The 23,082-nt window shown below is 73.5% G+C and carries 19 protein-coding genes and 1 pseudogene; 6 read left to right on the top strand and 14 right to left on the bottom strand.

Annotated elements, in window-relative coordinates; all coding sequences use genetic code 11:
* Positions 1 to 96: 96 nt before the first annotated feature.
* Positions 97 to 1,353: an MFS transporter gene (locus tag DFP74_RS23950; RefSeq protein ID WP_121184947.1), complete on the bottom strand. Its 1,257-nt coding sequence runs from the start codon at positions 1,351 to 1,353 to the stop codon at positions 97 to 99.
* Positions 1,354 to 1,396: 43 nt separating this feature from the next.
* The gene (locus DFP74_RS23945; protein WP_121184945.1) at positions 1,397 to 2,266 is read right to left on the bottom strand and encodes an aminoglycoside phosphotransferase family protein; all 870 of its coding nucleotides are present in this window, start codon (positions 2,264 to 2,266) and stop codon (positions 1,397 to 1,399) included.
* A gap of 129 nt (positions 2,267 to 2,395) precedes the next feature.
* On the opposite strand from DFP74_RS23945, the gene DFP74_RS23940 reads away from it, so the two are divergent.
* Positions 2,396 to 2,896 (top strand): GNAT family N-acetyltransferase, encoded by a 501-nt coding sequence (locus DFP74_RS23940; protein WP_121184943.1) that lies wholly within the window; start codon positions 2,396 to 2,398, stop codon positions 2,894 to 2,896.
* Between the two features lie 89 nt (positions 2,897 to 2,985).
* Here DFP74_RS23940 and DFP74_RS23935 read toward each other — a convergent pair whose 3' ends face one another.
* The 5 genes from DFP74_RS23935 to DFP74_RS23915 all read right to left on the bottom strand — a co-directional run bounded on the left by DFP74_RS23935 (position 2,986) and on the right by DFP74_RS23915 (position 7,780).
* Entirely contained in the window at positions 2,986 to 3,918 is a 933-nt protein-coding gene (locus DFP74_RS23935) for a GNAT family N-acetyltransferase (protein ID WP_233571128.1), read from the bottom strand.
* Between the two features lie 206 nt (positions 3,919 to 4,124).
* Positions 4,125 to 4,757: an MBL fold metallo-hydrolase gene (locus DFP74_RS23930; RefSeq protein WP_121184941.1), complete on the bottom strand. Its 633-nt coding sequence runs from the start codon at positions 4,755 to 4,757 to the stop codon at positions 4,125 to 4,127.
* The gene (locus DFP74_RS23925) at positions 4,754 to 5,839 is read right to left on the bottom strand and encodes an S-(hydroxymethyl)mycothiol dehydrogenase (RefSeq protein ID WP_121184939.1); all 1,086 of its coding nucleotides are present in this window, start codon (positions 5,837 to 5,839) and stop codon (positions 4,754 to 4,756) included. Before DFP74_RS23925 ends, DFP74_RS23930 begins: the two co-directional genes overlap by 4 nt.
* Before the next feature lie 117 nt (positions 5,840 to 5,956).
* Positions 5,957 to 6,847 (bottom strand): LysR family transcriptional regulator, encoded by an 891-nt coding sequence (locus DFP74_RS23920; protein WP_233571127.1) that lies wholly within the window; start codon positions 6,845 to 6,847, stop codon positions 5,957 to 5,959.
* A 174-nt stretch (positions 6,848 to 7,021) separates the two neighbouring features.
* Complete coding sequence (locus DFP74_RS23915; protein ID WP_121188478.1) at positions 7,022 to 7,780, bottom strand: SDR family oxidoreductase; 759 nt, start codon at positions 7,778 to 7,780, stop codon at positions 7,022 to 7,024.
* A gap of 106 nt (positions 7,781 to 7,886) precedes the next feature.
* On the opposite strand from DFP74_RS23915, the gene DFP74_RS23910 reads away from it, so the two are divergent.
* Complete coding sequence (locus DFP74_RS23910) at positions 7,887 to 11,168, top strand: BTAD domain-containing putative transcriptional regulator (RefSeq protein WP_121184935.1); 3,282 nt, start codon at positions 7,887 to 7,889, stop codon at positions 11,166 to 11,168.
* A gap of 280 nt (positions 11,169 to 11,448) precedes the next feature.
* Here the strand turns inward: DFP74_RS23910 and DFP74_RS23905 are convergent, their stop codons facing one another.
* The gene (locus DFP74_RS23905; RefSeq protein ID WP_121184933.1) at positions 11,449 to 12,948 is read right to left on the bottom strand and encodes a hypothetical protein; all 1,500 of its coding nucleotides are present in this window, start codon (positions 12,946 to 12,948) and stop codon (positions 11,449 to 11,451) included.
* A 500-nt stretch (positions 12,949 to 13,448) separates the two neighbouring features.
* Here DFP74_RS23905 and DFP74_RS23900 point away from each other — a divergent pair, with 500 nt between their 5' ends.
* The gene (locus DFP74_RS23900) at positions 13,449 to 13,652 is read left to right on the top strand and encodes a cold-shock protein (RefSeq protein WP_053617212.1); all 204 of its coding nucleotides are present in this window, start codon (positions 13,449 to 13,451) and stop codon (positions 13,650 to 13,652) included.
* Between the two features lie 237 nt (positions 13,653 to 13,889).
* Positions 13,890 to 15,338, top strand: coding sequence for a DEAD/DEAH box helicase (locus DFP74_RS23895; RefSeq protein WP_121184931.1), 1,449 nt, complete (start codon positions 13,890 to 13,892; stop codon positions 15,336 to 15,338).
* 220 nt (positions 15,339 to 15,558) lie between these two features.
* Here DFP74_RS23895 and DFP74_RS23890 read toward each other — a convergent pair whose 3' ends face one another.
* The gene (locus tag DFP74_RS23890; RefSeq protein ID WP_233571126.1) at positions 15,559 to 17,157 is read right to left on the bottom strand and encodes a hypothetical protein; all 1,599 of its coding nucleotides are present in this window, start codon (positions 17,155 to 17,157) and stop codon (positions 15,559 to 15,561) included.
* Between the two features lie 242 nt (positions 17,158 to 17,399).
* Here DFP74_RS23890 and mug point away from each other — a divergent pair, with 242 nt between their 5' ends.
* Positions 17,400 to 17,942 (top strand): G/U mismatch-specific DNA glycosylase, encoded by a 543-nt coding sequence (gene mug, locus DFP74_RS23885; protein WP_121188476.1) that lies wholly within the window; start codon positions 17,400 to 17,402, stop codon positions 17,940 to 17,942.
* Between the two features lie 5 nt (positions 17,943 to 17,947).
* Here mug and DFP74_RS23880 read toward each other — a convergent pair whose 3' ends face one another.
* From DFP74_RS23880 to bla, 5 genes and pseudogenes are all read right to left on the bottom strand, one after another.
* Complete coding sequence (locus tag DFP74_RS23880; protein ID WP_121184929.1) at positions 17,948 to 18,805, bottom strand: hypothetical protein; 858 nt, start codon at positions 18,803 to 18,805, stop codon at positions 17,948 to 17,950.
* A 55-nt stretch (positions 18,806 to 18,860) separates the two neighbouring features.
* Positions 18,861 to 19,250: a VOC family protein gene (locus tag DFP74_RS23875; protein ID WP_121184927.1), complete on the bottom strand. Its 390-nt coding sequence runs from the start codon at positions 19,248 to 19,250 to the stop codon at positions 18,861 to 18,863.
* Positions 19,251 to 19,565: 315 nt separating this feature from the next.
* Positions 19,566 to 20,480: pseudogene (locus tag DFP74_RS23870) on the bottom strand (RNA-guided endonuclease InsQ/TnpB family protein); the annotation flags it as partial.
* 14 nt (positions 20,481 to 20,494) lie between these two features.
* Entirely contained in the window at positions 20,495 to 20,908 is a 414-nt protein-coding gene (locus DFP74_RS23865) for a YchJ family protein (protein WP_121184925.1), read from the bottom strand.
* A gap of 189 nt (positions 20,909 to 21,097) precedes the next feature.
* The gene (bla, locus tag DFP74_RS23860; protein WP_121184923.1) at positions 21,098 to 22,018 is read right to left on the bottom strand and encodes a class A beta-lactamase; all 921 of its coding nucleotides are present in this window, start codon (positions 22,016 to 22,018) and stop codon (positions 21,098 to 21,100) included.
* 448 nt (positions 22,019 to 22,466) lie between these two features.
* Between bla and DFP74_RS23855 the strand changes: the two genes are divergently transcribed.
* Positions 22,467 to 22,778, top strand: a complete 312-nt coding sequence (locus DFP74_RS23855) for a hypothetical protein (RefSeq protein WP_147453906.1) — start codon at positions 22,467 to 22,469, stop codon at positions 22,776 to 22,778.
* The last annotated feature ends 304 nt before the right edge of the window (positions 22,779 to 23,082 follow it).

The raw sequence follows: 23,082 nt of genomic DNA, 5'->3' as shown, positions 1-23,082 counted from the left end.
GCCTCCCACCGCTCTCACACTCCCTCACTTGCGCGACACCTTCCTACACCCCGGCACCGACAGTCGCGCCCGGCGGCCGGTCCCGGCAGACCGGGATCAGCCGTCGGCGCCGACCCCGTCGCCGATCCCGTCGTCGGCCCTGGCGCGCTCACGCGTGCGCACGGCGCGGACCACCCGCACGGCCACCGCGGAGGCGGCCAGGCAGTACGCGCCCAGCACCGCGATCTGGGCGGAGAAGGGGACGGCGGCGTCGATGAGCAGACCCGCGACGCCGGGTCCGGCGGCGGAGGCGAAGACCAGCACGGCCACCACCACCGACCGGATCGACCCCAGGTGCCGCACCCCGTACACCTCGGGCCACACCGCGCCGAACATCCCCAGCGACAACCCGTTGGTCACCCCGTACAGCGCCATGAACGCGAACACGCTCCACGGTCCCTGTGCCACCGACAGCACCAGCAGGCCGCAGGCCAGGGGGAGCAGGAACAGCGGTGTCATGCGCAGCGCGGTGAACCGGTCCACGAGGAACCCGCCGACGAGGTTGAACACCACCGTCAGGGCGGCGTAGACCGCGAACGCCGACGCGAACAGCGCCGGAGCCCAGTCCCGCGACTCCACCAGGTGCGCCTGGTGGAAGAAGACCGTGTTGCCGATCAGCGCGGGCGCGGCCATCACGGGCAGCAGGAGGTGGAGGACGGGGTCGCGCAGTGCCGCGCGGCGGGTCCACCCGACCGCGGTCCGTGCGCCGCGCGCCCCGGGGCCGGTGTCGGGGACGCGATCCCGTCCGGTCAGGGCCGCGAGCGGCCACAGCAGCACCATCAGGCCGGCGGCCACCAGCCACCACGTCTCGCGCCACCCCGTGAGGGCCACCACCCCCACCACCAGCAGGGGCAGGGCGGCCTCCGCGGTGTTGAGGCCGAGCGTGGCGACCGAGGTCGCACGTCCCCGTTCACGATCGAACCACCGCCCGGTCAGGGTGAACGCGGTGTGGGACATCAGCCCCTGACCGAACAGGCGCAGGGCGAACAGCGCGGCCAGCAGCACGGCCGGATGGGTGGCCCAGGCCATCGCCACCGCGCCGAGGGCGAGCAGCGGCACGGTCACCAGCACCACCGTGCGGGCGGGCAGCACGTCGACCATCCGGCCGATCCGGGTCAGCGTCAGCGCGCCGGCGAGTGTGGCGACCATGAACAGCGAGGCGAAGGCCCCGTGCGAGAGCCCGTGCTCGGCGCGGATGTCGGCGGAGAACAGCGAGATGAAGAAGGTCTGCCCGAACGACGAGCCCCCGAAGAGCAGGAAGCCGCTCGCGAGCCACCGCCGTTCGGTCAGCAGGAAGCGCGGATAACTCGGCATGCGGGCGGCTCCGGGGGCTCCAGGGGATCGGGTCGGCCTGGCCCTAGGGTGTCCGCGGGCGCGATCGGCCGGCGGCGTCCAGGCCCTCGCGGGCGAGCGCCGCCCGCATCCGGCCGAGCCACTCCGTGCCCAGCCGGAGCCCGTCCGGGAGCTGGTCGTCCCGGTCCCAGCGCCAGGTGGTGTTGACCGCCAGGACGAGGATCCGGCACAGGCGCAGCAGATCGCGGTCGACTCCCGGATAGTGGTCGCCGACGTCCTCGGGCGCCTGGGCGAGGTCGAACTCGACGGGACCGCGGCAGCACGTCTCCAGGTCGATGAACAGCGGCCCGTCTTCCGTGGCGAGCAGGTTGCCCGGGTGGGGCTCGCCGTGCAGGACCTGTTCCGGGCCGCCGTGGTCGCGGACCATCCGTCCCAGGTCGCGCAAGGTGTCCCCGAGCAGGTCCCGGTCGGCGTCGTCGATCGCCGGGGTGCGGTCGCGGTCCGCCACGAGTCGTCGCGCCTGGTCGACCCGATCCGTGAAGTGCGGCACCGCGGCGTCGACCGTGCGCATGCCGGCGTGCAGCCGCGCGAGCGCGTCGGCGAAGTCGGCGGGCGCGACCTGGGGCGCCACGGTCGCGTGGTAGGTCCACAGCGTGACCGCGTAGCCGTCGCGCGCGTGCACGCGCGGCTCCACCCGGGGGTCGAGGGCGGCCACCGGGCACCCGGACGCGACGAGCCGCTGAGCGAGGTCGATCTCGAACTGTGCGACCTGGTGCGCGATGGGCGCGACCCGGGCCAGGACGTCGCAGGGCAGCAGGCGCAGAGTGAGCTTGTTCGAGTCGTGGAGGACGACCGCGTCGTCGACCGCCAGGCCGAGCGAGGAGGCGATCGCGGTGGCCGCGGCCACCGCACGGGCGGCCTCCGACGTCTGCATGGTGGGCGAGCCCCTCTTGTGCGCGCGGCCGCTGCCCCAGCGGCGCGACCAGCGAACGATACCAAGGTGGCGCACGGGGCGGAGCGGCGGCCGTGACGGCCCTGGCGCATGGCGTTCTAGGGTGGCCCCATGACTGATACGACCACCCCCACCACCCCCACCACCCCCGCGTCCGACCTGTCCCCGTACCTCGCGGAAGTCACCGAGGACAACGTGATCGCCGCCTGTGGACTCGCTGTCGCCCCCGAGCAGCGCACGTTCGTCGCTCCGGTGGAGCGCTCGCTGGCCGAGGCCTACGCCGCCAGGGACACCGCCTGGGTCCGGCTGGTCATGGAAGGCGACGAGATCGTCGGCTTCGTGATGGCCAACTTCGCTCCCGAGGAGTCCGATCCCGACTTCCGCTGCGGCCTGTGGCGCCTGGCCGTCGCCGAGGGCCGGCAGGGTCGGGGGTACGGTCGGTTCGCCGTGGAGGGCTTCCTCGCCCAGGCCCGCGCCCGGGGCGTCGAGCGCGTCACCGTGATGTGGGTCGAAGGCGAGGGCGGACCGGCGGACTTCTACCGCAAGCTGGGCTTCGAGACCACGGGCCGGGTCCTGGACGGGGAGACCGTCGCCGAGCTGTACCTGAACTGAGCGGAGGGGCCCGCACCCCACGGGTGCGGGCCCGGTTCGGCGCACAGGGGAGACGGTGGCGTTGACGGATACCCCCCGCGGGCCACGGGTCAAGCGGGAACCGTGGGGCCCCAGGCCAGGTTCACCACGCGCTCGAAGTTCACGTACCCGGCCCGCGCGAACGCGGCGGCCATGGGGACGTTGTCGAGATCGGTGGCCGCGCGGATCCGGGGCACGTCCTGCTCGGCCAGGACCCGCGTGCCCTCCGCCAACAGGTCGTCGATGTGGCCGCGGCCCCGGTGCGCGGGCACGACGCCGATGTAGCCGATCATCGCGTTGTACGGGTTGCGGGCCGGGAAGACGAAGCCGACGGGTGTGCCGTCCGGCAGAGCCGCCACGCGCCACCACTCCCGAGGGCTGGGGTACCGGGCGATCTCTTCCCAGAAGTGCAGCTCGGCCGCCTCCCGCGGGCTCATCCGAGCGAGGTCGGCCTGGCCGTGCGCGTCCAGCGTGCCCTCCATGACCGACGCCATGAGGGACAGGAGCTCCTCGGTGTCCTTCGGCTCGCGCAACTCCAGCCGACCGCTCGTGCCGGGCGGGGGAGTCCCCCGTCGCCACTCGAAGCGCAGGCGCTCCGCTATCGGTCGAGCGCCCAGGCGCTCCACCACGGCGACGCGGGTGCGCACCACGTCCCCGGCGGCGCGGTCCTCGTGCCAGTCGCCCGGCACGTAGCGCACGTACTCGGGCGGGATCGCGCCGTCGGGGACGACCGCGGCCGTGGCGGTGCGCAACAGCTGGACGCCGACGTCCACGGCGTCGGGCAGGGTGTCGTCCACGTCCAGGACGTCCAGCACGAGCGGCGTTCGCGCGCCCGGCGGGCTCCACCAGGACAGGCGGGCGACGAGGTGGTCGCCCCGCAGGGCCACCCAGGTCCATGCGGGGCGCCGCCGCCCGGCGGCGAAGTCGTCGGCGAGCTCGTGGTCCAGTTGGTAGGACAGCCGGGTGAACAGGTCGAGTTCACCGGGGCCTGTGAGCGGACGCACGGTGAGGTCGGTTCTGGTCGGGATCGGGCCACACTCCTCGTCGAGGCGCCTCCCACGGGCGCCCGGCCACCCGGTTGTACTCCGCCGCCGACGCGGTCGGCAAGTCCTTTCCGCGCGCCGAGGCGGCCGCCTCCCACCCGCCTCGCCCCCTGGGGCGCTACACGGGGGATGGGAGGCGCCGCCCTCGATCGAGGCTCCGGTCGTGATCAGTGACCGCGGTCGATCCACTCCTGCAGGTGAGGGGCCTCCGCGCCGATGGTGGTCGACCCGCCGTGGCCGGTGTGCACCACGGTCTCCGGCGGCAGCGTCAGCAGCCGGTCCCGGATGGACTCGACGATGGTCGGGAAGTCCGAGTAGGACCGCCCCGTCGCCCCCGGGCCGCCCTGGAACAGGGTGTCGCCGCTGAACAGGACACCCAGCTCGGGTGCGTACAGGCACACCGCGCCGGGTGCGTGCCCCGGCGTGTGCAGCACGGTCAGTTCCGTCCCCGCGACCGGGACGGACTGCCCGTCGGAGAGTGCGCCGTCCGGCGCCCGGTCCGGATGGGTCATGTCCCACAGCACCCGGTCGTCCGGGTGCAGGAGTACGGGCGCGCCGGTGGCCCCGGCCACCTCCACGGCCGCGTTGACGTGGTCGTTGTGGGCGTGCGTGCACACCACGGCCACCACCCGGCGGCCGTCCACCGCCGCCAGGATCGTGCCGGCGTCGTGCGCGGCGTCCACGACCACGACCTCGTCGTCGTCACCGATCAGCCAGACGTTGTTGTCGACCTCCCACGATCCGCCGTCCAGGGTGAACACCCCGCTGGTGGTCGTGTGGTCCACGCGCGCGCCGCTCACAGCCGCACCACCGATCGCAGGACCTCGCCGCGTTCCATCCGGGCGAACGCCGCCTCGACCTCGCCCAGGCCGATCTCCTCGCTCACGAACCCGTCCAGGTCCAGCCGGCCCTGCAGGTACAGGTCGATGAGCATGGGGAAGTCGCGCGAGGGCAGGCAGTCGCCGTACCACGACGATTTGAGCGCGCCGCCGCGGCCGAACACGTCCAGCAGCGGAAGCTCCAGGCGCATGTCCGGGGTGGGCACGCCGACCAGGACGACCGTGCCCGCCAGGTCGCGTGCGTAGAAGGCCTGCTCGTAGGTCTCGGGCCGGCCCACGGCCTCGATGACCACGTCGGCGCCGAACCCGTCGGTGAGCTCGCGGATCGCCTCGACCGGGTCCTTCTCCCGCGCGTTGACGGTGTGCGTGGCGCCGAACGAGCGAGCCCAGTCGAGCTTGCGCTCCTCCAGGTCGACCGCGATGATCCGCGACGCCCCGGCCAGGTTCGCCCCGGCCACCGCGGCGCTGCCCACACCGCCGCAGCCGATGACGGCGACCGAGTCGCCCCGGCCCACGCCGCCGGTGTTGACGGCGGCGCCGATGCCCGCCATCACACCGCAGCCGAGCAGCCCGGCCGCGGCCGCCGAGGCGGCGGGGTCGACCTTGGTGCACTGCCCGGCCGCCACGAGGGTCTTCTCGGCGAAGGAGCCGATGCCCAGGGCGGGGGAGAGCTCGGTGCCGTCCTCCAGCGTCATCGCCTGGCGCGCGTTGTGGGTGTCGAAGCAGTACTGGGGGCGGCCCCGGCGACAGGCGCGGCAGTCGCCGCACACCGCCCGCCAGTTCAGGACGACGAAGTCACCGGGCGCCACAGTGGTGACGCCCTCGCCGACCGACTCCACCACGCCCGCGGCCTCGTGCCCGAGCAGGAAGGGGTACTCGTCGCTGATCCCGCCCTCCCGGTAGTGCAGGTCGGTGTGGCACACCCCGCAGGCCTGGACGGCGACGACGGCCTCCCCGGGCCCGGGGTCGGGAATGACGATCGTGGTCACCTCCACGGGCTCTCCCTTGGCCCGGGCGATGACTCCGGATACTCGTTGTGGCATGGGCAGGCGCTCCCAACACGTGGCTGTGGTCGCCGCGCGACGCCGGTGCGCGTCGCCCGGAGGCATCACCATGCACCACCGCGCGTGAACATGTCCAACATGTGAGAGGTCTGGGATTCAGTAATCCGCGTCATCAATCGGGTGCTCGGCGCGCAGCAGGTCGACGAAGGCCCGCGTGGCCGTGGAGTGGCGCGTGCCGCCGGGCAGGGCCAGCCCCACCGCCCACCGGGTCCCGCCGGGCAGCGCCGTGCTGCGCAGGCCGTCGGCCTGCGGCTTGTCCAGGACCGGGCGGGGGACCACCGCGACCCCCATGCCGCGGTGCACCAGGTCCAGCAGCGTGTAGACGTCGTTGACCTGCAACGCCACCCGCCGGGTGATGCCGAAGTCGGCGAAGGCCCGGTCGGCGCAGTCCCGGGCGCCCCACCCGGGGTGCAGGTCGACGTACTCCTCGTGCGCCAACCGCGTGAGCACGTCACCGGAGTCCAGGGGGTGGTCGGGAGCCGACAGCAGCATCATCGGCTCCTCGGTGATGCGCAGGATCCGCACCCCCTCGCCCTCGCGCAGGGTGCCGGCCACCAGCGCCGCGTCCAGGCGTCCGGCGCGCACCTGGGCCAGCAGCTCGCCGGTCGCCTCCTGCTGGAGGTTGAGCGTCACCTCGGGGTGCAGGGCGCGGTAGCGGTGCAGCAGCGGGACCGCCTCCACCACGCCCATGCACTGCTCGGTGCCCAGCGACAGCGTGCCCCGCACGCTCTGGTCGTCGGCGACCAGTTCACGGAGGCCGTCGGCGGCGGCCAGGATGCGCTGGGCCTCGGCGAGCAGCAGGCGCCCGGTCGGTGTGGGGGTCACCCGCCGGGTGGTGCGCAGCAGCAGCTGGGCGTCCAGATCGCGCTCCAGGGCGCGGATCGACGCGGACAGGCCGGACTGGGTGATGCCGAGGTACTCCGCTGCGCGCGTGAAGTGCTGCTCCTCGCACACCGCGGCGAAATGCCGCAACTGACGTAGTTCCACGCGGCTCAGACTACGACCTCACCCGTCCGGCCCCCTCGTCGGACGGCCCCGGGGCCGACCCCGGGACGGACCGGAACGGCGCCCGGTGGCCCACCGCCCCGCGCCGGCTCGGCCGGGGGACGGAGCGGCCGGGGGCGGGGCCCCGGCCGCCTTCGCGAACCGCGACGGCCGCGGTCACATGGCCGGGTTCAGCCCCATGCCGAGCCCGCCGTCGGCGGTCAGCTCGATCCCTGTGGTGAACGTGGCCTCGAAACCGAGGAAGAGGACCGCCCGGGCGATCTCGGCGACGGTCCCGTGCCGGCCCATGGGGGTCGCCTCGTCACCCACGCGCATGAACTCCACGCGCTGCTCGTCGGTGATCCCCGCCACGCCCATGGTGGGCGTGTCGATGAAGCCCGGTGCCACGGCGTTCACCCGGATCCCGCGCGGGATCAGCTCGGCGGCGAACACCCGGGCGAAGGTGAGCACCGCGGCCTTGGAGCCCATGTACACGCTCATGTTCTCGGACACGGTGGTGTTCGTGGCGGTGGTGAACACGATCGAACCGCCCTCGGCGATCAGCGGCGCCAGGTACTGCACGGTGAAGAACGCGCCCTTGGCGTTGACCGCGAACATGCGATCGTAGGACTCCTCGCTCACCTGGTCGAACGGCATCAGCTCCGAGGTGCCCACGTTGACGTGCAGGAAGTCGATCCCGCCCAGCGTCTCGCGGACCGTCTCCGCCAGCACCGCGGTGTCGGCCAGGTCCGCGGCGTCGGCGCGCACCACGTGCACGCCCGGCCCGAACCGGCCGCGCAGCTCCTCCAGGTTCTTCTCGTTGCGCCCGGTCAACAGAACCCGGGCGCCTCCGGCGAGCAGGTCCTCGACCACGCCCAGCCCCATCCCGTGCGTTCCACCGATCACCACGGCGCGCTTGCCCTCGTAGACACCCATCATCCGACTCCTCGTCCTTCGGTGCGGCCCGGTGGCCGCTCCCTCATGACGCCCACGGTGCCCGCCGCCGCCACGGGTTTCCTACGGGCCCGCTACGGTGGGGCGCATGCGTTTCGGGGTGCTGGGACCGCTCGCGGTGTGGACCGACCAGGGCCGGCCGGTGGAGGTCCGCGACACCAAGGTCCGGGCGCTCCTGGTCTCCCTGCTCCTGGCCCGCGGCGCGACGGTCTCCGCCGACCGCCTGGTCCAGGACCTCTGGGGTGACCGGCCCCCCGCCAAGCCGCTGCCCGTGCTCCAGGCCCGCGTCTCCCAGCTGCGCGGCGCCCTGGACCGCGCCGAACCCGGCTCCCGCGACCTGCTGCGCCGCCGCGCGCCCGGCTACGCCCTGGCCGCCGCGGACCTCGACCTCGCCCGCTTCGACGCCCTCCTGGCACGGGCCGCCCGCGCCGCCGACCCGCGCCCGGACCTCGCCGGCGCCCTGGACCTGTGGCGGGGCCCGGCCCTGGCCGAGTTCGCCGACACCGACCACGTCCGCGCCGCCGTCGCGGCCTGGGAGGAACAGCGGGCCACGGCCCTGGAGGACCTGGCCGAGGCCCGCCTGGCGGCGGGGGAGCACAGCGCCCTGGCCGCAGAGCTCGCCGCGGCGGCCGAGCGCCACCCCTACCGCGAGCGCCTGCACGCCGCCCACATCCGCGCCCTCTACGGCGCCGGACGCCAGGCGGAGGCGCTGGCCGCCTACGCCCGCCTGCGCGTCCGGCTCGCGGACGACATGGGCGTGGACCCCGGGCCCGACCTCCTCGCCCTGCACCGGGCCGTCCTCGCCCAGGACCCGGCCCTGGACCCGGTGCCGCGCCCCGCCCGCCCCACGGGCAACCTGCCCGCGCCGACCGGTGCGCTCGTGGGCCGTGAGGAGGAGTTGAGCCGGCTGGGCGCCCTCGTGCGCGAGCACCGGCTGGTCACCCTGACCGGGCCCGGCGGCGTCGGCAAGACCCGGATGGCCCTGGCCGCGGGCCACGCCTGGGCGCACGGCCGGGGCACGGCCCACGGCGGTGACGGCGCGACCCCGGCTCCCGGCCGGGGCCCCGAGAGCGGTGCGGTGGGAGCGCGATCCGGCGCGGCCCGGTCCGCCGCCGGCCGGGGCTGCGCGACCGGTGCCGTGCCGGACGCCGGCGGTGCGGTCGGCGCGGGATCCGGCGAGGTCTGGTTCGTGGAACTGGCGCCGCTCCCCGCCGGCAGCGACCCCGCCGCCGCCCTGGCCGCCGTCCTCGGCGCCCGTGACGACCAACGCGCCGGCGACCCGCTGGACCAGGCCGCCGGCCTCCTGCGCGGCCGCGCGGCCCTGCTCGTCCTGGACAACTGCGAACACCTCGTCGGACCCGCCGCCGACGCCGTCGCCCACCTGCTGCGGGCCGCCCCCGACCTCACCGTCCTGGCCACCAGCCGGGCCCCGCTCGACCTCGCCGACGAGCACCTGTACGCCGTGCCCCCGCTGGCCCCGCCACCGCTCGGCGCCGCCGACCCCGCGACGCTCGCCGACTCCGGAGCGGTCCGGCTCTTCGTCACCAGGGCCCGGGCGGCGGTCTCGGCGTTCACCCTGGACGAGGAGACCGCGCCGGCCGTGGCCACCGTCTGCCGGCGCCTGGACGGCATCCCCCTGGCCCTCGAACTCGCCGCCACCCGGCTGCGCCACATGAGCGCGGCCGAGCTCGCCGCCCGCCTCGACGACCGCTTCACCCTCCTCGACGTCGGCCGCCGCGACGCCCCCGCGCGCCAGCGCACCCTGTGGGCGATGATCGACTGGAGCTGGGAACTCCTCGACGCCACCGAGCGCACGGTGCTCACCCGCCTGGCCGTGCACCGTGACGGCTGCGACCTGGCCACCGCCGAGGCGGTCTGCGCCGACCACGGCCCCGCTCCCGGCGGTCCCGAGCGCGCCCCCGCCGTCCCCGCCACCGCCGTCCTGGGCGTGATCGGCGCACTCGTGGACCGCTCGCTCGTCACCGCCACCGCCCACCCCACGGGCACCCGCTACCACCTCCTGGAGTCCGTGGCCGCCTACGCGCTGGAACGCCTGGAGCGCTCCGGCCACGCCCACCAGGCGCGGGACCGGCACGCCCGGCACTTCGCCGACCTGGCCGAGCGCGCCGACGAGCTCCTGCGCGGCGCCGACCAGCCCCACTGGCTCGACCGGCTGGACTGCGAGGCGGCCAACCTGCGCGCGGCCCTGGACTTCGCCGCGGCCGAGGGCAGGACCGACCTGGCACTGCGGGTCGCCACCGCCCAGTGCTGGCACCACTACCTGCGCGGCCGCACCGCACGGGCACGGGCCGCCCTGGACACCGCCCTCGCCCTGCCCGGCGGGCGTCCGCCCCTGCGCGCCGCCGCACACGTGTGGCGGGCCGCCCTGGCCGCGCCCGGGAGCGAGGACGACCGGCGCGGGTACGCCGACCTCCCCCGCGCGCTCGACGCGGTCACCGACCCGGCCACCCGCGCCCGCCTCGCGTGGCTGACCGAGCACACCCGTTGGGCACTCGGTGACCTGCGCCCGGCCGCCGAGCGCGTGGAACGGGCCCGCGCCGCGGCCGCGGCGGCGGGCGACGCATGGACGCTCGCCCAGGCCCAGGTGACCCTCGCCCAGGCCGCGTTCCTGCGCGGTGACCTGGCCGAGTCCCTCCGTCTGGCGATGGAGGGACGGCGGTCCCTGCGCGCCCTCGGCGACCGGTGGGGCCTGCTCCGGGCCTCCGACACCCTCGCCCAGGCGCTGGAGGCCCTGGGCGACCTGGAGGGCGCCGCCGAGCACCACCGCGAGGGGCTGCCCATCGCGGAGGAACTGGGGCTGTGGAGCAGCGCCGGCCTCACCCTGTCCGGGCTCGGCAGGATCGCGATGCTCACCGGCGACCTGGACCGGGCCGACGTCCTGCTCACCCGCGCCGGGCGGCTGGCGGCCGAGCGGTCCGACGCCGTCGGCGAGCAGTTCGCCGACGCCGGGATCGCGCTGGTGGCCCGCCGCAGGGGCGACCTGGACCGCGCCGAACGGTCGCTGCGCCGGTGGCTGGACTGGAACCGGCGCACCTCCGGCCGGGTCGGGCTGGCGTTCATCCTCACCCAGCTCGGCTACACCGCCGAACAGCGCGGCGACGCCGACGGGGCCCTCGAACTGCACACGGAGGCCGAAGCGGAGGCCAGGGCGAGCGGAGACCCGCGCGCGGTCGCCCTGGCACTGGAGGGCCTGGCCGGCGCCCACGCCCTGGCGGGGGACCGGGACCAGGCCGACGACCTGCTCAAGCGTGCCGCGGCCCTGCGGGACGAGGTGGGCGCGCCGCTCATCGCGGCCGAGCGGTTCGACGTCGACCGCGCGGTGGCCCGCCTGGAGCGGGACGGGGCGTGACGCCCGGCCGTGGCCCGGGCCCGGCGGCGTCCGGCGGCGGGACGACACGGACCGACACGGACCGACGCGTCCGTCAGTGCGAGCTTGCCCGCTGAGTGCACTGGCGGGCACGGCGGCGACCGTGCCGGCGCGAGGAGACCCACGGCCGTGCGTGTGCGGTGTCGACGGCCTGTTCGACGTGGTCGGGCCCGCCAGGCGAGGGCACTGTGTCGGTGGTGCCCGAAGCCGGTCGCGGGCGCGACGCCTGCCCGGGGGTGCGTTTCCACCCCCGCTTTCGACCTCAGGCCAGGCCGTCCCAGGCGCGGGCGTCCATGATCAGGGCGTCGTCGCCCACCGCGAGGATCTCCCGGTCCCCCGTCTCCACACGGACACGGACGGCTCCATCGAACGCCTCCGTCCGCGCCCGGAGCAGACCCGGATCACGCGCCTCCAGAACGCGCATCCGCCACGGCAATCCCTCCGGCCCGGGCACGGCCAGGTGCACGATGGCGGACGCGTCACGGCGGCCCGTCAGGCCGCCGCTCTCCGCCGTGTACGAGACCATGCGCGCCTCGGCGCGCTCCGGCAGGCCGGTCGCTTCCCCGCCCTCCCCGTCCTCCCCGGTGCCCCAGGGGGGCGGGAGGGCGCCGCGGGCCGTCAGCTCCTCCCGCACTTCGCGCGCCAGCTCCCTGGCCTCCGGGACACCGGTCAGGAGCACACTCCAGTCCGGCGCCAGGTCGGCGCCCCCGCGGCGCAGCCAGCCGGTCACCAGTGAGCGGAAGGCGGCCTCCCGCTCCCGTGGCGCAAGCGCCCCCGCCGCCAGGATGTCCCGTCCGGCCCCCTCCAACGCGCGGCAGTACGCCTCCAGCGGCACGTGAGCCACCTGTTGGGGATAGCGCACCGTGCGGATCTTCAGCAGCGCCCAGCGCACGAAGTCCGCCGCGCCCCGCACGTCGCCCTCCAGCTCCCCCTCCTCAGGCCCCTGAACGACCGGTGATCCGGGCTCACGGGGCGGAACGAGCGCGTCCGCGCGGCGGCCGGCACTCGACAGGTGCCAGGACGCGTCGCTGATCCACAGCGACCCCGCCCGGGCACGCAGCACGCCCGCCCCGCCCAACCCGATCGCGATCTCGTCCCGACCGCCGTCCAGGCTCAGGCCCGGCGCCGCCCGGGTGTCCACGTCCACCTCGACCACGTCCTCCAGCCGGACGTGGAACTTGGCGGGCACCGGGAGCGCCCGCTCGTCGGGTGCGTAGCGGCGGTCGAGGCCGAGGATGAGGAAGCCCTCCAGGCGCGTTCCGACCCGCTCGACCTCGACATGGCGGACGGTGGCCGTCTCCAACGCGTAGTCGGCCGCCAGGTCCGCCGCCGGCCCGGTCACCGTGCGCGGGGTCAACGCCGTGTGCGCCGGGCGGACCGCGTCCCGGTAGTCGCGATGGGGCCGGTCGAAGCGTGGGGACGAGGGCTCGACCAGTGCGTCGATCCGGTGCCCGGCGAGCGCTCCCTGCTCCACCACCCAGGTCCAGCGCCCGGGCCGCAGACGCACCATCCACGCCAGTGCCGCGCGGGCCCGGTCCTCCCGCTCCGCGCTCGTGCCGCCCGTCGCGGCGCGGAACAGGGGAAGTACGCCGTTGTCCCACAGGTCGGAGAGGGCCCGGACGGCCTCACGGTCGAAGGTGCGCGCGTCGCGGGCGGCGGCGCCGATCTGGATGAGGGAGCGGTCCAGCAGGGCGCCCAGTGCGGCCAGGGCGGGCTCAGCAGGCCCGGGGGACTCGGGAGGTTCGGGGGTTCGGGAGCTCACCGTTCGCATCCTGGCACAGGCTCGTGTGCGACCGCCCGAGGCCGGGGGAGCCCGACGAGGGAGGCGCATCCGTCCAGGGCCACCGACGCGCCCCGAGGGTGCCCCACCGCGGTGACGGTCCCGCCGAGGACCTCGCCGACCGCGACCGCGGCCGGAGAAATTTTCGTCCCACAGCTCGTTCCCGGCTCCGTTCGGCCTCCCGTCCCTGCCCTCATCCTGCCGGCGGGGCCTGGTCCGTAGAGGTCGGACGTCCCACATCCGCCCAGGCGTGGGGATTTTGTGAAAGTCCAGGTCCGACACGTTTTCCACCAGATTCGATACCATACTCGCCGGTGTCCTTCGACACACCCCAAGTTCCGCCCAGGATGATTTTCCTGTGCTAAGTTTCAGGGAGTTGCAGTTGTGGCCCCCCGATGGGATTCCATCCGTTCGGGAGATCACCGCGGTGACGGAAAATCGTCATTCGCGGTTTTCTTCATGCTCGAACGAGAGGTATCCATATGGCGACCGGTACAGTTAAGTGGTTCAACGGCGAAAAGGGCTTCGGCTTCATCGAGCAGGACGGCGGCGGCCCCGACGTCTTCGCCCACTACTCGAACATCCAGGCCACGGGCTACCGTGAGCTGGCCGAGGGCCAGGCCGTGCAGTTCGACGCCGTGGCCGGGGCCAAGGGCCCCCAGGCTGAGAACATCACCCTGATCTAGGGGAGTTCGCTCTCCCCCAGCGGTGGTGCCCGCCCTTCGGGTGCCGGGCCCACCGCTTTTTCTTGTGCTTCGCCGGATTCTCCGCCGTCGTTCACCGACAGGCACCGGCGACCTCCGCACCCCGGAAGACTCCGGACCGGTGCGGTCATCCGAGTTATTTCCTCCGGCGTACCCGGTTTCCCCCTGCGAGGCCAGAAGGCCTCCCGCCCGGCCAGCGCCGTCGGCGAAAGGCCCCACATGAGTCAGCCCTACCGCACAGCCACAAGCCGTAACCGCCCCGCGCGGCCCTTCGGTCGGCAGCGGCCCTACGCCCCCCAGCGTTCCCAGTCCAACGGGCGCGCACGCAGTGGAGGCGGCCCCTCGGGAGAGTTCGCTCTCCCGACCACCGTCACCCCGGCGCTCCCGCCGGTGGAGACCTTCGACGCGCTCGACATGCCCGAGCCGTTGAAGCGCACCCTGGCTCGCCAGGGTCTGACCACCCCGTCCGAGATTCAGGCGGCGACCCTGCCCAACGCCCTGGCCGGGCGTGACGTCCTGGGTCGCAGCCGGACCGGTTCCGGCAAGACGCTGGCCTTCGGGCTCGCGCTGCTCGCCAAGCTCCAGGGAACCACGGCCGAGCCGCGGCGCCCCCTCGCCGTGGTCCTCGCGCCGACCCGCGAGCTCGCTCAGCAGGTCACCGAGGCGCTGGACCCCTACGCGCGGTCGGTGGGAGTGCGCGCGACCACCGTCGTCGGCGGCATGCCCATCCACCGCCAGGCCCGCAGCCTGCGCCAGGGCGTCCACCTCGTGGTGGCCACCCCCGGCCGTCTGCGCGACCTGATGGAGCGCGGCGACTGCGTCCTGGACCAGGTGGAGTCCGCCGTCCTGGACGAGGCCGACCAGATGACCGACATGGGCTTCATGCCCCAGGTCACCGCCATCCTGCAGCAGATCCCGGCCGGCGGTCGGCGCATGCTGTTCTCGGCGACTCTGGACCGCAACGTCGACACGCTCGTCCGTCGTTTCCTCAACGACCCGGTCGTGCACTCGGTCGACCTGTCCGAGGGCGCCGTCTCCACCATGGAGCACCACGTCATGCACGTGACGCACATGGAGAAGCAGGACATCGTCACCCGGATCGCCGCTCGCGACGGTCGGGTGATCATGTTCCTCGACACCAAGCGCGCCGTCGACCGGATGGCCGACCACCTGCTGGCCAACGGTGTTCTCGCCGCGCCCCTGCACGGTGGCCGCAGCCAGCCCCAGCGGACCCGCACGCTCGACCAGTTCAAGCGAGGCGACGTCACCGCGCTCATCGCCACCAACGTGGCGGCCCGCGGCATCCACGTGGACGGCCTGGACCTGGTGGTCAACATCGACCCGCCCACGGACCACAAGGACTACCTGCACCGCGGCGGCCGTACCGCCCGCGCCGGGGAGTCCGGCAACGTGGTCACGCTGGTCCTGCACAACCAGCGACGCGACATGACCCGGCTGATGAGCCGGGCCAAGATCGAGCCGCAGACGCTGCGGGTGGACATCGCCGACCCGGAGCTGGCCAGGGTGACCGGGGCGCGCGAGCCCTCCGGCGTCCCGGTCTCCGTGCCCTCGCCCGCCTCCCGCGAGCGTCGCCACGGCTCGGCACCGTACGGAGCGGGTCCGCGCGGATCCGGCTCGCGCGCACCGCGCAGGCGCCCGCGCCGCTGAGGCGGAAGCCTCCGCTGATCAACGCGTGAACGGGGCCCGGGAGCATTGCGCTCCCGGGCCCCGTTTGTCATGCCCGGCTGAAGCCGCCTTCCGCCACCCGCTCCGCTGCTCCTGGACCGGCGCCGCCTGCTCGGCCTACGCTTCGGATCGTGCGAGCCATGATCTGGGACGGTGTCCTGGCCCCGTGCGGGCACGGGCCCAGGCCGTTCGCCGGTCGGATCTACCCCGCCCCTGAACCCGGGTCGAGGCGCGCCAGAACAGCCGACATCGTGTCCCTCGTCTCAGCGTGCGGCTCCTCGGCCGCGGCCAGGCGCAGCACGGACACCGCCGCCGCGGGAAGGTCTTCCGCCGGCCACGCTTCCAGAGCACGGAGCGCGGCCAGGCGCGCCCCCACGCACCGATTGCGCAGCCCGGTCCGGATGAGCGGCCAGCCCGAGCCCGGGGAGCGCGCCAGGTGGCGCAGGACGTCCGTCAGAGCCCGGTCGTCCTCGAAACCGGGGCCCACCGACGACACCTCGGACGGCCCCGTCGCCAATGCTCCGAGAGGCAACAGGGTCTGGGCGAGCTTCACGAGATCGGGCACGCCCTCCTGGTCCACCCACCGGAAGGCCACATGCCAGGCGAACGTGTCCCGCGGTCGCAGTCGCAGGCGCCGAAGGACCTCGTCGAACGGGCGCAGTCCCATGCGGTCGGCCGCCCACAGCGCACGGCCGAAATCCTCTCCCTCCGGGTCGGCCAGGTGCGCGCGGACCACCTCCTGCCCTTCCGGACGCTCCAGGATCCGTGCGAACCGTCGGCCGAGCCGGGTCACCTCCTCGGCCGTGCGCCCCAGGTCGGCGGGTTTGTCGAGCAGGTGATCGCGGATTCTCGCCAGGTCGCTGAGCCGCCCCACAGCGGCGGGCGCGGCCTCGATCAGCTCCGCATAGCGTTCGAGCGCGGGGAACGCGTCCGGATAGTCCGCCAGGCCCGGGGCCGGACCGCCCCCGGGCACGGCCATGGCGCTGAGGATGCCGCCCGCCCCGTCGAGCAGCGCGTCGTCCGGTCCTTCTTCCCGGTCGGCCCGGATGAGGGCTTCCGACAGGCCGCCGTTCACCGCGGCGACATGCGCGAGGTATTCGTCCATGACGCCGTTGCGGAATCCCTCGCGCAGGAGCCACGCCCGAACGGCGGGATCCGTGGTGCCCTCCAACCGTTTCACCGTGTGGATCCGCCCCCACCCCGTGGTCCGGCGGGCGAGGCGGAACAGGTCCGGTTCGGGATCGGCAACGGCGCGCCGCAGCGCGAGGGCCGCGTAGAGCGCGAACTCGTCCAGCGACCCGAGCAGGACGAACAGTTCCCGTTCGCGTTCGTCTCCGCACAGGCCCAGCAGGGCCAGCGCGATCTTGACGGCGTTGCGATCGGTTCCGTGTTCGGCCGTCCACCGGGCGAGCACCCGCGCACGGCGACGGGACACCGCACGCGTTGCCAGGGGTTCGAGGAGGTGGTCGACCACCGTCAACGCGTCGGTCTCGGCCAGCGCGTCATGGAACAGCTGCGCGGCGGCCGTGTCCGGGGGTGCGGCCACGGTGCGGGCGATGAGCTCGGCCAGCGCGTCGGCCCGTTCCTCGTCCGCGGTGCTCCCGAAGTGGTGGGTGCGGATCCCGTCGAGGACGACGCTCGCCATCATCGCGTTGGCCCAGTCGGGAGGGTCGTCGGGGAAGGGACGACCGTCGTCCGGCCACGGGGGTTCACCGTGCTCGGCGAGGAGGGAGCTGACATGGTGCAGAAAAGTGGATCGTCCGTCGGCGGGGGCGCCGAGGGTCCACTCGGAGGGGCTCACAGGCCCGGGCGGAGGCCGCCCTTCCATACGAAGTGCATCTTCATGACGGCTAGGGTGGCCTATTTCGCTCCCGGCCGCAAGACCGACTCCGGGAATCTCACGCCACGGCGGGTAGGCACCACGCATCCGGCACAGTCGACCCCAGGGGTGACGCACCGACCATGGAAGAGGTGGGATCCATGCCCTCGAACGAGGACGCACCGGCCAGGGCCGACCGGGCGCCCCGCCCGAGTCGGGTGGAGCTGGAGGCGGCCCGCCACAAGGTGGTGCCCGACGTCCTGGCGCAGGACCTGGACGTGCTCTTCTGCGGGATCAACCCCGGCCTGGCCTCAGGTGCGGCCGGGCACCACTTCGCCAACCCGGGCACACGCTTTTGGCCCGCCCTGCACGGATCCGGGTTCACGCCCCGCCGACTGCGCCCCGACGAGGAGGACGCACTCCTGGCACTGGGTCTGGGCATCACCAACGTCGTCGAACGGACCACCGCCCAGGCGAACGAGCTGAGCCGGGCGGAGGCCGTGGAGGGCGGACGGACGCTGCGGCGCAAAGTCGAGTCGTGGCGCCCCCGGTGGCTGGCCGTCCTCGGCGTCACAGCGTTCCGGGACGCCTTCGGCGACCGCCACGCCAAGGTCGGGCCCCAGGCCATGGAGATGGGGCCGACCCGGGTGTGGCTGCTGCCCAACCCGAGCGGCAGGAACGCGCACTGGCAGCTGGGCCCCCTCACCGACGAGTTCGCGCGCCTGCGACGCGCCGCGGGCCTGCCGGACCGGCGCGACGGTCATTGAACCCCTCAGCCGAAGGGCATCGGGCGCAGCGGGTCCCAGGGGCCCTGGCCCCGGGCGGCGACGGCCGCGGCGCGGGCGGTGACCCGCTCGCTCAGCAGTCGCGGCTCGGCCGGGGCGTCGGCCATGCCCAGGACCTCACTCCGCGCGCGTGTCGCGATCGAGACCTGGCGGTGGAAGTGGCGGATGGCGTGCACGTCGAAGGCGAGGCCGGCGTCGGGTTCCGCGCAGGACTCGTCAGCGTGCCAGAAGCGGCCCAGTCCGCCCATGCTGAGCGCCCACCGCCGCAAAGCCGCGAGGTCACCGCTGATCGTCACGAAGTCACCGAACACCCTCACCCGGGGCTCCGGCACGGGCTCCGTCCACTCGCGATCGAGGCCGGAGTGCCCGGCCCACATCTCGCGTTGCCACGTGAGGTCGGCGGTGAGCGCCCGCGCATAGCTCCGGGTGTTCCACGTGAGGGTGCCCTCGGAGGGGCGCCGGGAGGGCCGGTCCCGACGGATGCTGCGGACCGCCGCGGCGTCGACGGTGGACAGCGGTGTGGGCACGAAGGCCACGGGCGGGCTGGCGAGACCGTCGTAGGGGTTGGGCACCAGGTGCGGGGAGTCGAGGAGCAGCACGGTGTCCGGACGCCGCTGGAAGGACAGGCCCCACAGCAGGCGGCCGAGCAGCCGGGTGCCCGCGAGGTCGGAGGTGATCATCGTGCACTCGTCGACCCGGACCCCGAACCGCCAGGGGTCGGAGGGGCGCAGCGTGAGCAGGGTGTAGCGGCGTCCGCCGTGCCCGACCGTGCGCCGGTGCAGCCGGAGCCGCTGCTCGTGCGACGCCGGCAGTCCGGCCGCCCGGGGATCCCTCGACTCTGTCATCGCCGACGATGATCGCAGCGGCGCCGGGCCCGGGGCCACCGGATTAACACGTGGTTCACGGGTGGCGTCCGGCGAGGACGCAGAACTCGTTGCCCTCCGGGTCGGCGAGGACGACCCAGCTCTCCTCGCTAGCCTGGCCGACGTCGACGCGGCGGGCGCCCAGGTCCAGCAGGCGGCGGACCTCCTCGTCCTGCTCCCTGTCGGTCGGGTTGACGTCGATGTGGAGCCGGTTCTTGACGGTCTTGCCCTCGGGCACGCGCGCGAACGTCAACGACGGCGGCACCGGGCCCGGGCGGTTCTTGCCCTCGGGGACGGCGGGGGAGCCGATGGCGACGAACCCGTCCTCCGACTCCTGCACCTCGTAGTCCAGGACCGCGCACCAGAACCGTGCGAGGGCCTCGGGGTCGGCGCAGTCGATCGCGAGTTCGGTCAATTTACTGGCCATATCAGGACCTCCCTGGCACGTAGCGGTTTGCCGCAGGACACGCTAACCGTCCTGCGGCGAGAACCCAACGGACTTTCCGTCAAAAGCGCCGCACACATCGTGAAGGTGTGGCAGTGTGCTTCGTGATCGCGGCGCGTGCGAACTCCTGTTCGCCTCGGTGTCGTGACGCGCACAAAAATCTTGGACGGCCTCTGACCACCGATTCCCGCACAACCAGGAAGGCGGCTCGGAGTCAACTACCTGTGGCTGATGCCACGGGGTCTTGCGGGTAGGGGCCCACCTGGGTGGTGGGAGGCCTCCCGCGTCCGGCCCCGCTCAGGGTGAGGGGCGGGGGCGGCTGACTGAGCGCCCCGCGTTCCACACAACTACGCCTCTGCGGGCGAGGTTGCGTGAAGCATTGACATCGGCGTGCATGACCACACCACAGGAGGTGCAGGCGAACACGGCTCGGGTGGGCCGGTTGCGTCTGCTGGTGTGGTCGCACTCCGAGCAGGACTGGGAGGAGTACGCGGGGTCGACCACGACCACCGGCACCCCGGCCCTGCGTGCTTTGTAGGTGAGGAAGTCCCGCAGCTGGGCGAAACTCCACGAATGCAACGAGGCGCGTTGTCGTTTGGCCTGCCGTACCCGTCCACGGATGCCCTTCAAATCCTCTAGGGCGATGCCGTGGCCGGTGCGTTCGGCCCGCTCCTCTTCGAAATCGTATGGTTCACATCCCGCGCCCGCCGCGTCTCACGGCGGCGCAGGCGCTTGAGCACACGTGTGGCGCTCTTGGTGTTCTTCTTCTGGAGTTTGGCCCTCAGGCGGTTCTGGCGCCGGCGGTACCGGTTGAGCGTCCGGCCTGCGTGGCGCTGGCCGGTGGAGGTGGTGGCGATCTCCACGATCCCCAGATCCACCCCCACGAACCCGGCGGGTTCGGTGTTGAGCGGCTTCTCGGGCACCTCACACGTTGCGGACAGGAACCACATCCCCGTCCTGGCACAGCAGGTCGGTTTCGCCTTGGCGGTGTTCGGCCGGCGTCTTGAGCTGTTCGGGCGAGCCGGTGAAGGCCAGGTTCTTCATCCGGCCTCGGGTGGTCCAGATCGACACGGTGCGGGCGTCCACCTGCCAGGACAGACACCGGGAATCGAAGGGCTGGGCCGAGTCGGGGCGGAACCCGATCGGCGTGGACTCAGCCCTTTTTCGGCGCTTGGACCCCTGGCGGCCCAGCAGGCCGTTGCGCAGGTGGGCGGCCGGGAAGACCGTCAGGCGAGGGCGTCGAGGTAGACCCAGGCGCCGTCCTCGCGGACGAACCGGCTGTCCTCGCGCAGCTCGCCCTCGCGACCGTCCTCCCGGTACACGGCCCTGAACGAGACCGTGCCCTCGTTGTGGAACGGCGTTCCCTCGCCCGTGCCCAGGATCTCCAGGTGCACCCATTCGGTGCGCGGGTCCAGATCGAGCGTGGCGGGTCGGGTGCCGGCCGCCCAGGTGCGCATCAGGTAGGCCGCGTCACCGACCGCGAAGGCGCTGTAGCGGGAGCGCATCAGAGCCTCGGCGGTGGGCGCCGTGGACTCGCCCCGGTGCAGCGGCCCGCAGCACTGGCCGTAGGTGCGCGGCGAGCCGCAGGGGCAGGGGCCGGTGTCGGGCGGAGCGCTGGCGCGGCGGCGGGATCGGGACATGGTTCCATTGTGGCCGCCGACGGATGTGCACGGTGCCTTACACGCGCCCCGTCTCCCGTCGACGTGCACCGCTCGCGCATCGGCTGCCGATCCGTGCCAGGAGGGGTCAGGCGACCGCTGTTCCTTGGACTCGTCGATGCCGGACACCACCGGTCCCGGCGCGGTCGGCGCGCCGGGACCGGTTCCGGATCAGGCCAGGGCGTCGACCACGACCTCGGTGGCCTGGGCGATGAGGGCGTCGTCGTGCTCGGCGCCCTCCTGGCCGCGGGTCGACATGACCGCCAGGACGATCGGGTCGCCCTCCGGCGGCCACAGTACGGCGATGTCGTTGCGGGTGCCGTAGCCGCCCGACCCGGTCTTGTCGCCGACCTCCCAGTCGTCGGGCACGCCGGCGCGGATCAGGTCGTCCCCGGTCGTGTTGCCCCGCATCATCTCGACGATGGTCTCGCTCTCGTCCTCGGGCAGGACGTCGCCGAGGGTGAAGGCCTCCAGGGTGGTGGCCATGGCGCGCGGGGTGCTGGTGTCGCGTTCGTCGCCCGGGGCGCCCTCGCTCAGGTCGGGTTCGATCCGGTCGACGTTGATGACGTCGTCGCCGATCTCCTCCAGGGCCGCGTCCAGGGCCTCCGGGCCGCCGAGCTCCTCCAGCAGCAGGTTGGCGGCGGCGTTGTCGCTGTGGCGCAGGGCGGCGTTGCCCAGTTCGTACAGGGACATGGTGCCGCCCACGTGCTGTTCGGCGATCGGGTCCCAGTTGACCAGGTCGTCCTCGGAGACGGGGACCTCCTTCTCCAGCTCCTCCGGTGTGGTCTGTTCGAGAACGACCCCGAACAGCGGCACCTTGAAGGTGGAGCAGTAGGCGAACCGGTCGTCCGCTCGGTACTCGACGGCCTCGCCGCTGCCGGTGTCGAGCGCGTAGACGCCGAGGGTGGCGTCGAACTCCTCCTCCAGAAGCGCGAAGTCGAGCTCGGTGGCCGCCGCGGACTCCGATGCGGCCGGCGACGCGGAGGGATCGGGTCCCTCCGCCGGCCCGGGCGACGAACAGGCGGCCAGCGGGGCCAGTGCTGCGACGGCCAGTGCCGCTAGAGTCTTCTGTCGGGTCATGGGTACACGCATGGTGGAAACTCCCCGTCCGGATGCGATCGGTAACGCTCAGGAGTTTCGCGGTCCTCTTTCATGCTGTCCAAGACGGAAACGAATACTCCCATGCGATCCCGGCATACTGCGGTGCGCGTTCCTCGTCGGAGCGGGCAGGACCGTCGTCCACGTGAGCGATCGCGGCGGCTACACCCCCGGGGGGGCGGGACCTGATGTGGTTGTGCCTCGGTGGGCGCATGCGGCTACGGGCCCGCCGTCAGGTCCGGTGGACCATCCCGGTGTGTGCCCGGACTACCGATTCCCGGCGTTGGCGCGGATCGCTGGTGTGGACGGGGCGATATGTCACGGGTGCGTGTACGTGCTCGGGGCGAAGGGTATGGGCGTGTGACCGTCGCGTTCGCTGATGTGGCCCGCGCGGGATAGCCCCCTCGGAGGGCCGGTGACTTTCGAAGAGCGCCTCATACGCATGCTGACGGCTGATATCGACCTCGCCCCCATCAGGGCCCGAGCCCGCCTCACTGCCTGGTGGGTGGACCTGGTGGCCCGCACGCCGGAAGTCCCCGAGGGCGCGCACCTGGTTGGGTGGGACACCGTGCTGGTCGAGGACGAGGCCGCCCAGGACCGGGCCGTCGCCGCTTTCGGAGGGCGCCTAGTGGTGCTCCTGGACGTGGGGGAGGCCGCGGACATGGGGTTGGTGGACGGGGACCGGTTCGGCGGGACGGATGCGGACGGTGCGGAGTTTCCCGTGATGGTGTGTGGCCTGCGGTGGGAGGCGTGATCCGAGGGCGGGCGGGGTTCTCCGGTGGCCCGTGGGATGGCGAGACGCACGTCGCGGAGCAGGGTGCGTCGGGGTGAGGGCCTGGCCGGTCACCACCCGGCCTGGTCTGGCACCACGGCCAGTCCTTTGCCCTCCGACGTTGTGAGGACTCGCCTCCCCGTCCCCGGGTCGCACAGCTGATCGTTGTCCGCGGGTTCGCCTGCCAGTCGGGACTCGTCTCAATGCCGGCTTCGTGGGGGTAGGTGGCGTTGGCCGGGGCCTAGAGATTGTCGCGGGCGGCGAGCCCGGCCCGCGAAGCCAGGTC

The sequence above is a fragment of the Nocardiopsis sp. Huas11 genome (assembly GCF_003634495.1).
Classification (GTDB): Bacteria; Actinomycetota; Actinomycetes; order Streptosporangiales; family Streptosporangiaceae; genus Nocardiopsis.
This window is presented reverse-complemented; position numbering and strand designations above follow the sequence as displayed.

Coding starts and splice junctions, on each gene's coding strand:
- DFP74_RS23950 (WP_121184947.1), bottom strand. CDS start 1,353: ATGCCGAGTTATCCGCGCTTCCTGCTGACCGAACGGCGGTGGCTCGCG.
- bla (WP_121184923.1), bottom strand. CDS start 22,018: ATGCGTGTACCCATGACCCGACAGAAGACTCTAGCGGCACTGGCCGTC.
- DFP74_RS23940 (WP_121184943.1), top strand. CDS start 2,396: ATGACTGATACGACCACCCCCACCACCCCCACCACCCCCGCGTCCGAC.
- DFP74_RS23900 (WP_053617212.1), top strand. CDS start 13,449: ATGGCGACCGGTACAGTTAAGTGGTTCAACGGCGAAAAGGGCTTCGGC.
- DFP74_RS23880 (WP_121184929.1), bottom strand. CDS start 18,805: ATGACAGAGTCGAGGGATCCCCGGGCGGCCGGACTGCCGGCGTCGCAC.
- DFP74_RS23855 (WP_147453906.1), top strand. CDS start 22,467: ATGCTGACGGCTGATATCGACCTCGCCCCCATCAGGGCCCGAGCCCGC.
- DFP74_RS23865 (WP_121184925.1), bottom strand. CDS start 20,908: ATGTCCCGATCCCGCCGCCGCGCCAGCGCTCCGCCCGACACCGGCCCC.
- DFP74_RS23910 (WP_121184935.1), top strand. CDS start 7,887: ATGCGTTTCGGGGTGCTGGGACCGCTCGCGGTGTGGACCGACCAGGGC.
- DFP74_RS23895 (WP_121184931.1), top strand. CDS start 13,890: ATGAGTCAGCCCTACCGCACAGCCACAAGCCGTAACCGCCCCGCGCGG.
- DFP74_RS23915 (WP_121188478.1), bottom strand. CDS start 7,780: ATGGGTGTCTACGAGGGCAAGCGCGCCGTGGTGATCGGTGGAACGCAC.
- DFP74_RS23945 (WP_121184945.1), bottom strand. CDS start 2,266: ATGCAGACGTCGGAGGCCGCCCGTGCGGTGGCCGCGGCCACCGCGATC.
- DFP74_RS23925 (WP_121184939.1), bottom strand. CDS start 5,839: ATGCCACAACGAGTATCCGGAGTCATCGCCCGGGCCAAGGGAGAGCCC.
- DFP74_RS23875 (WP_121184927.1), bottom strand. CDS start 19,250: ATGGCCAGTAAATTGACCGAACTCGCGATCGACTGCGCCGACCCCGAG.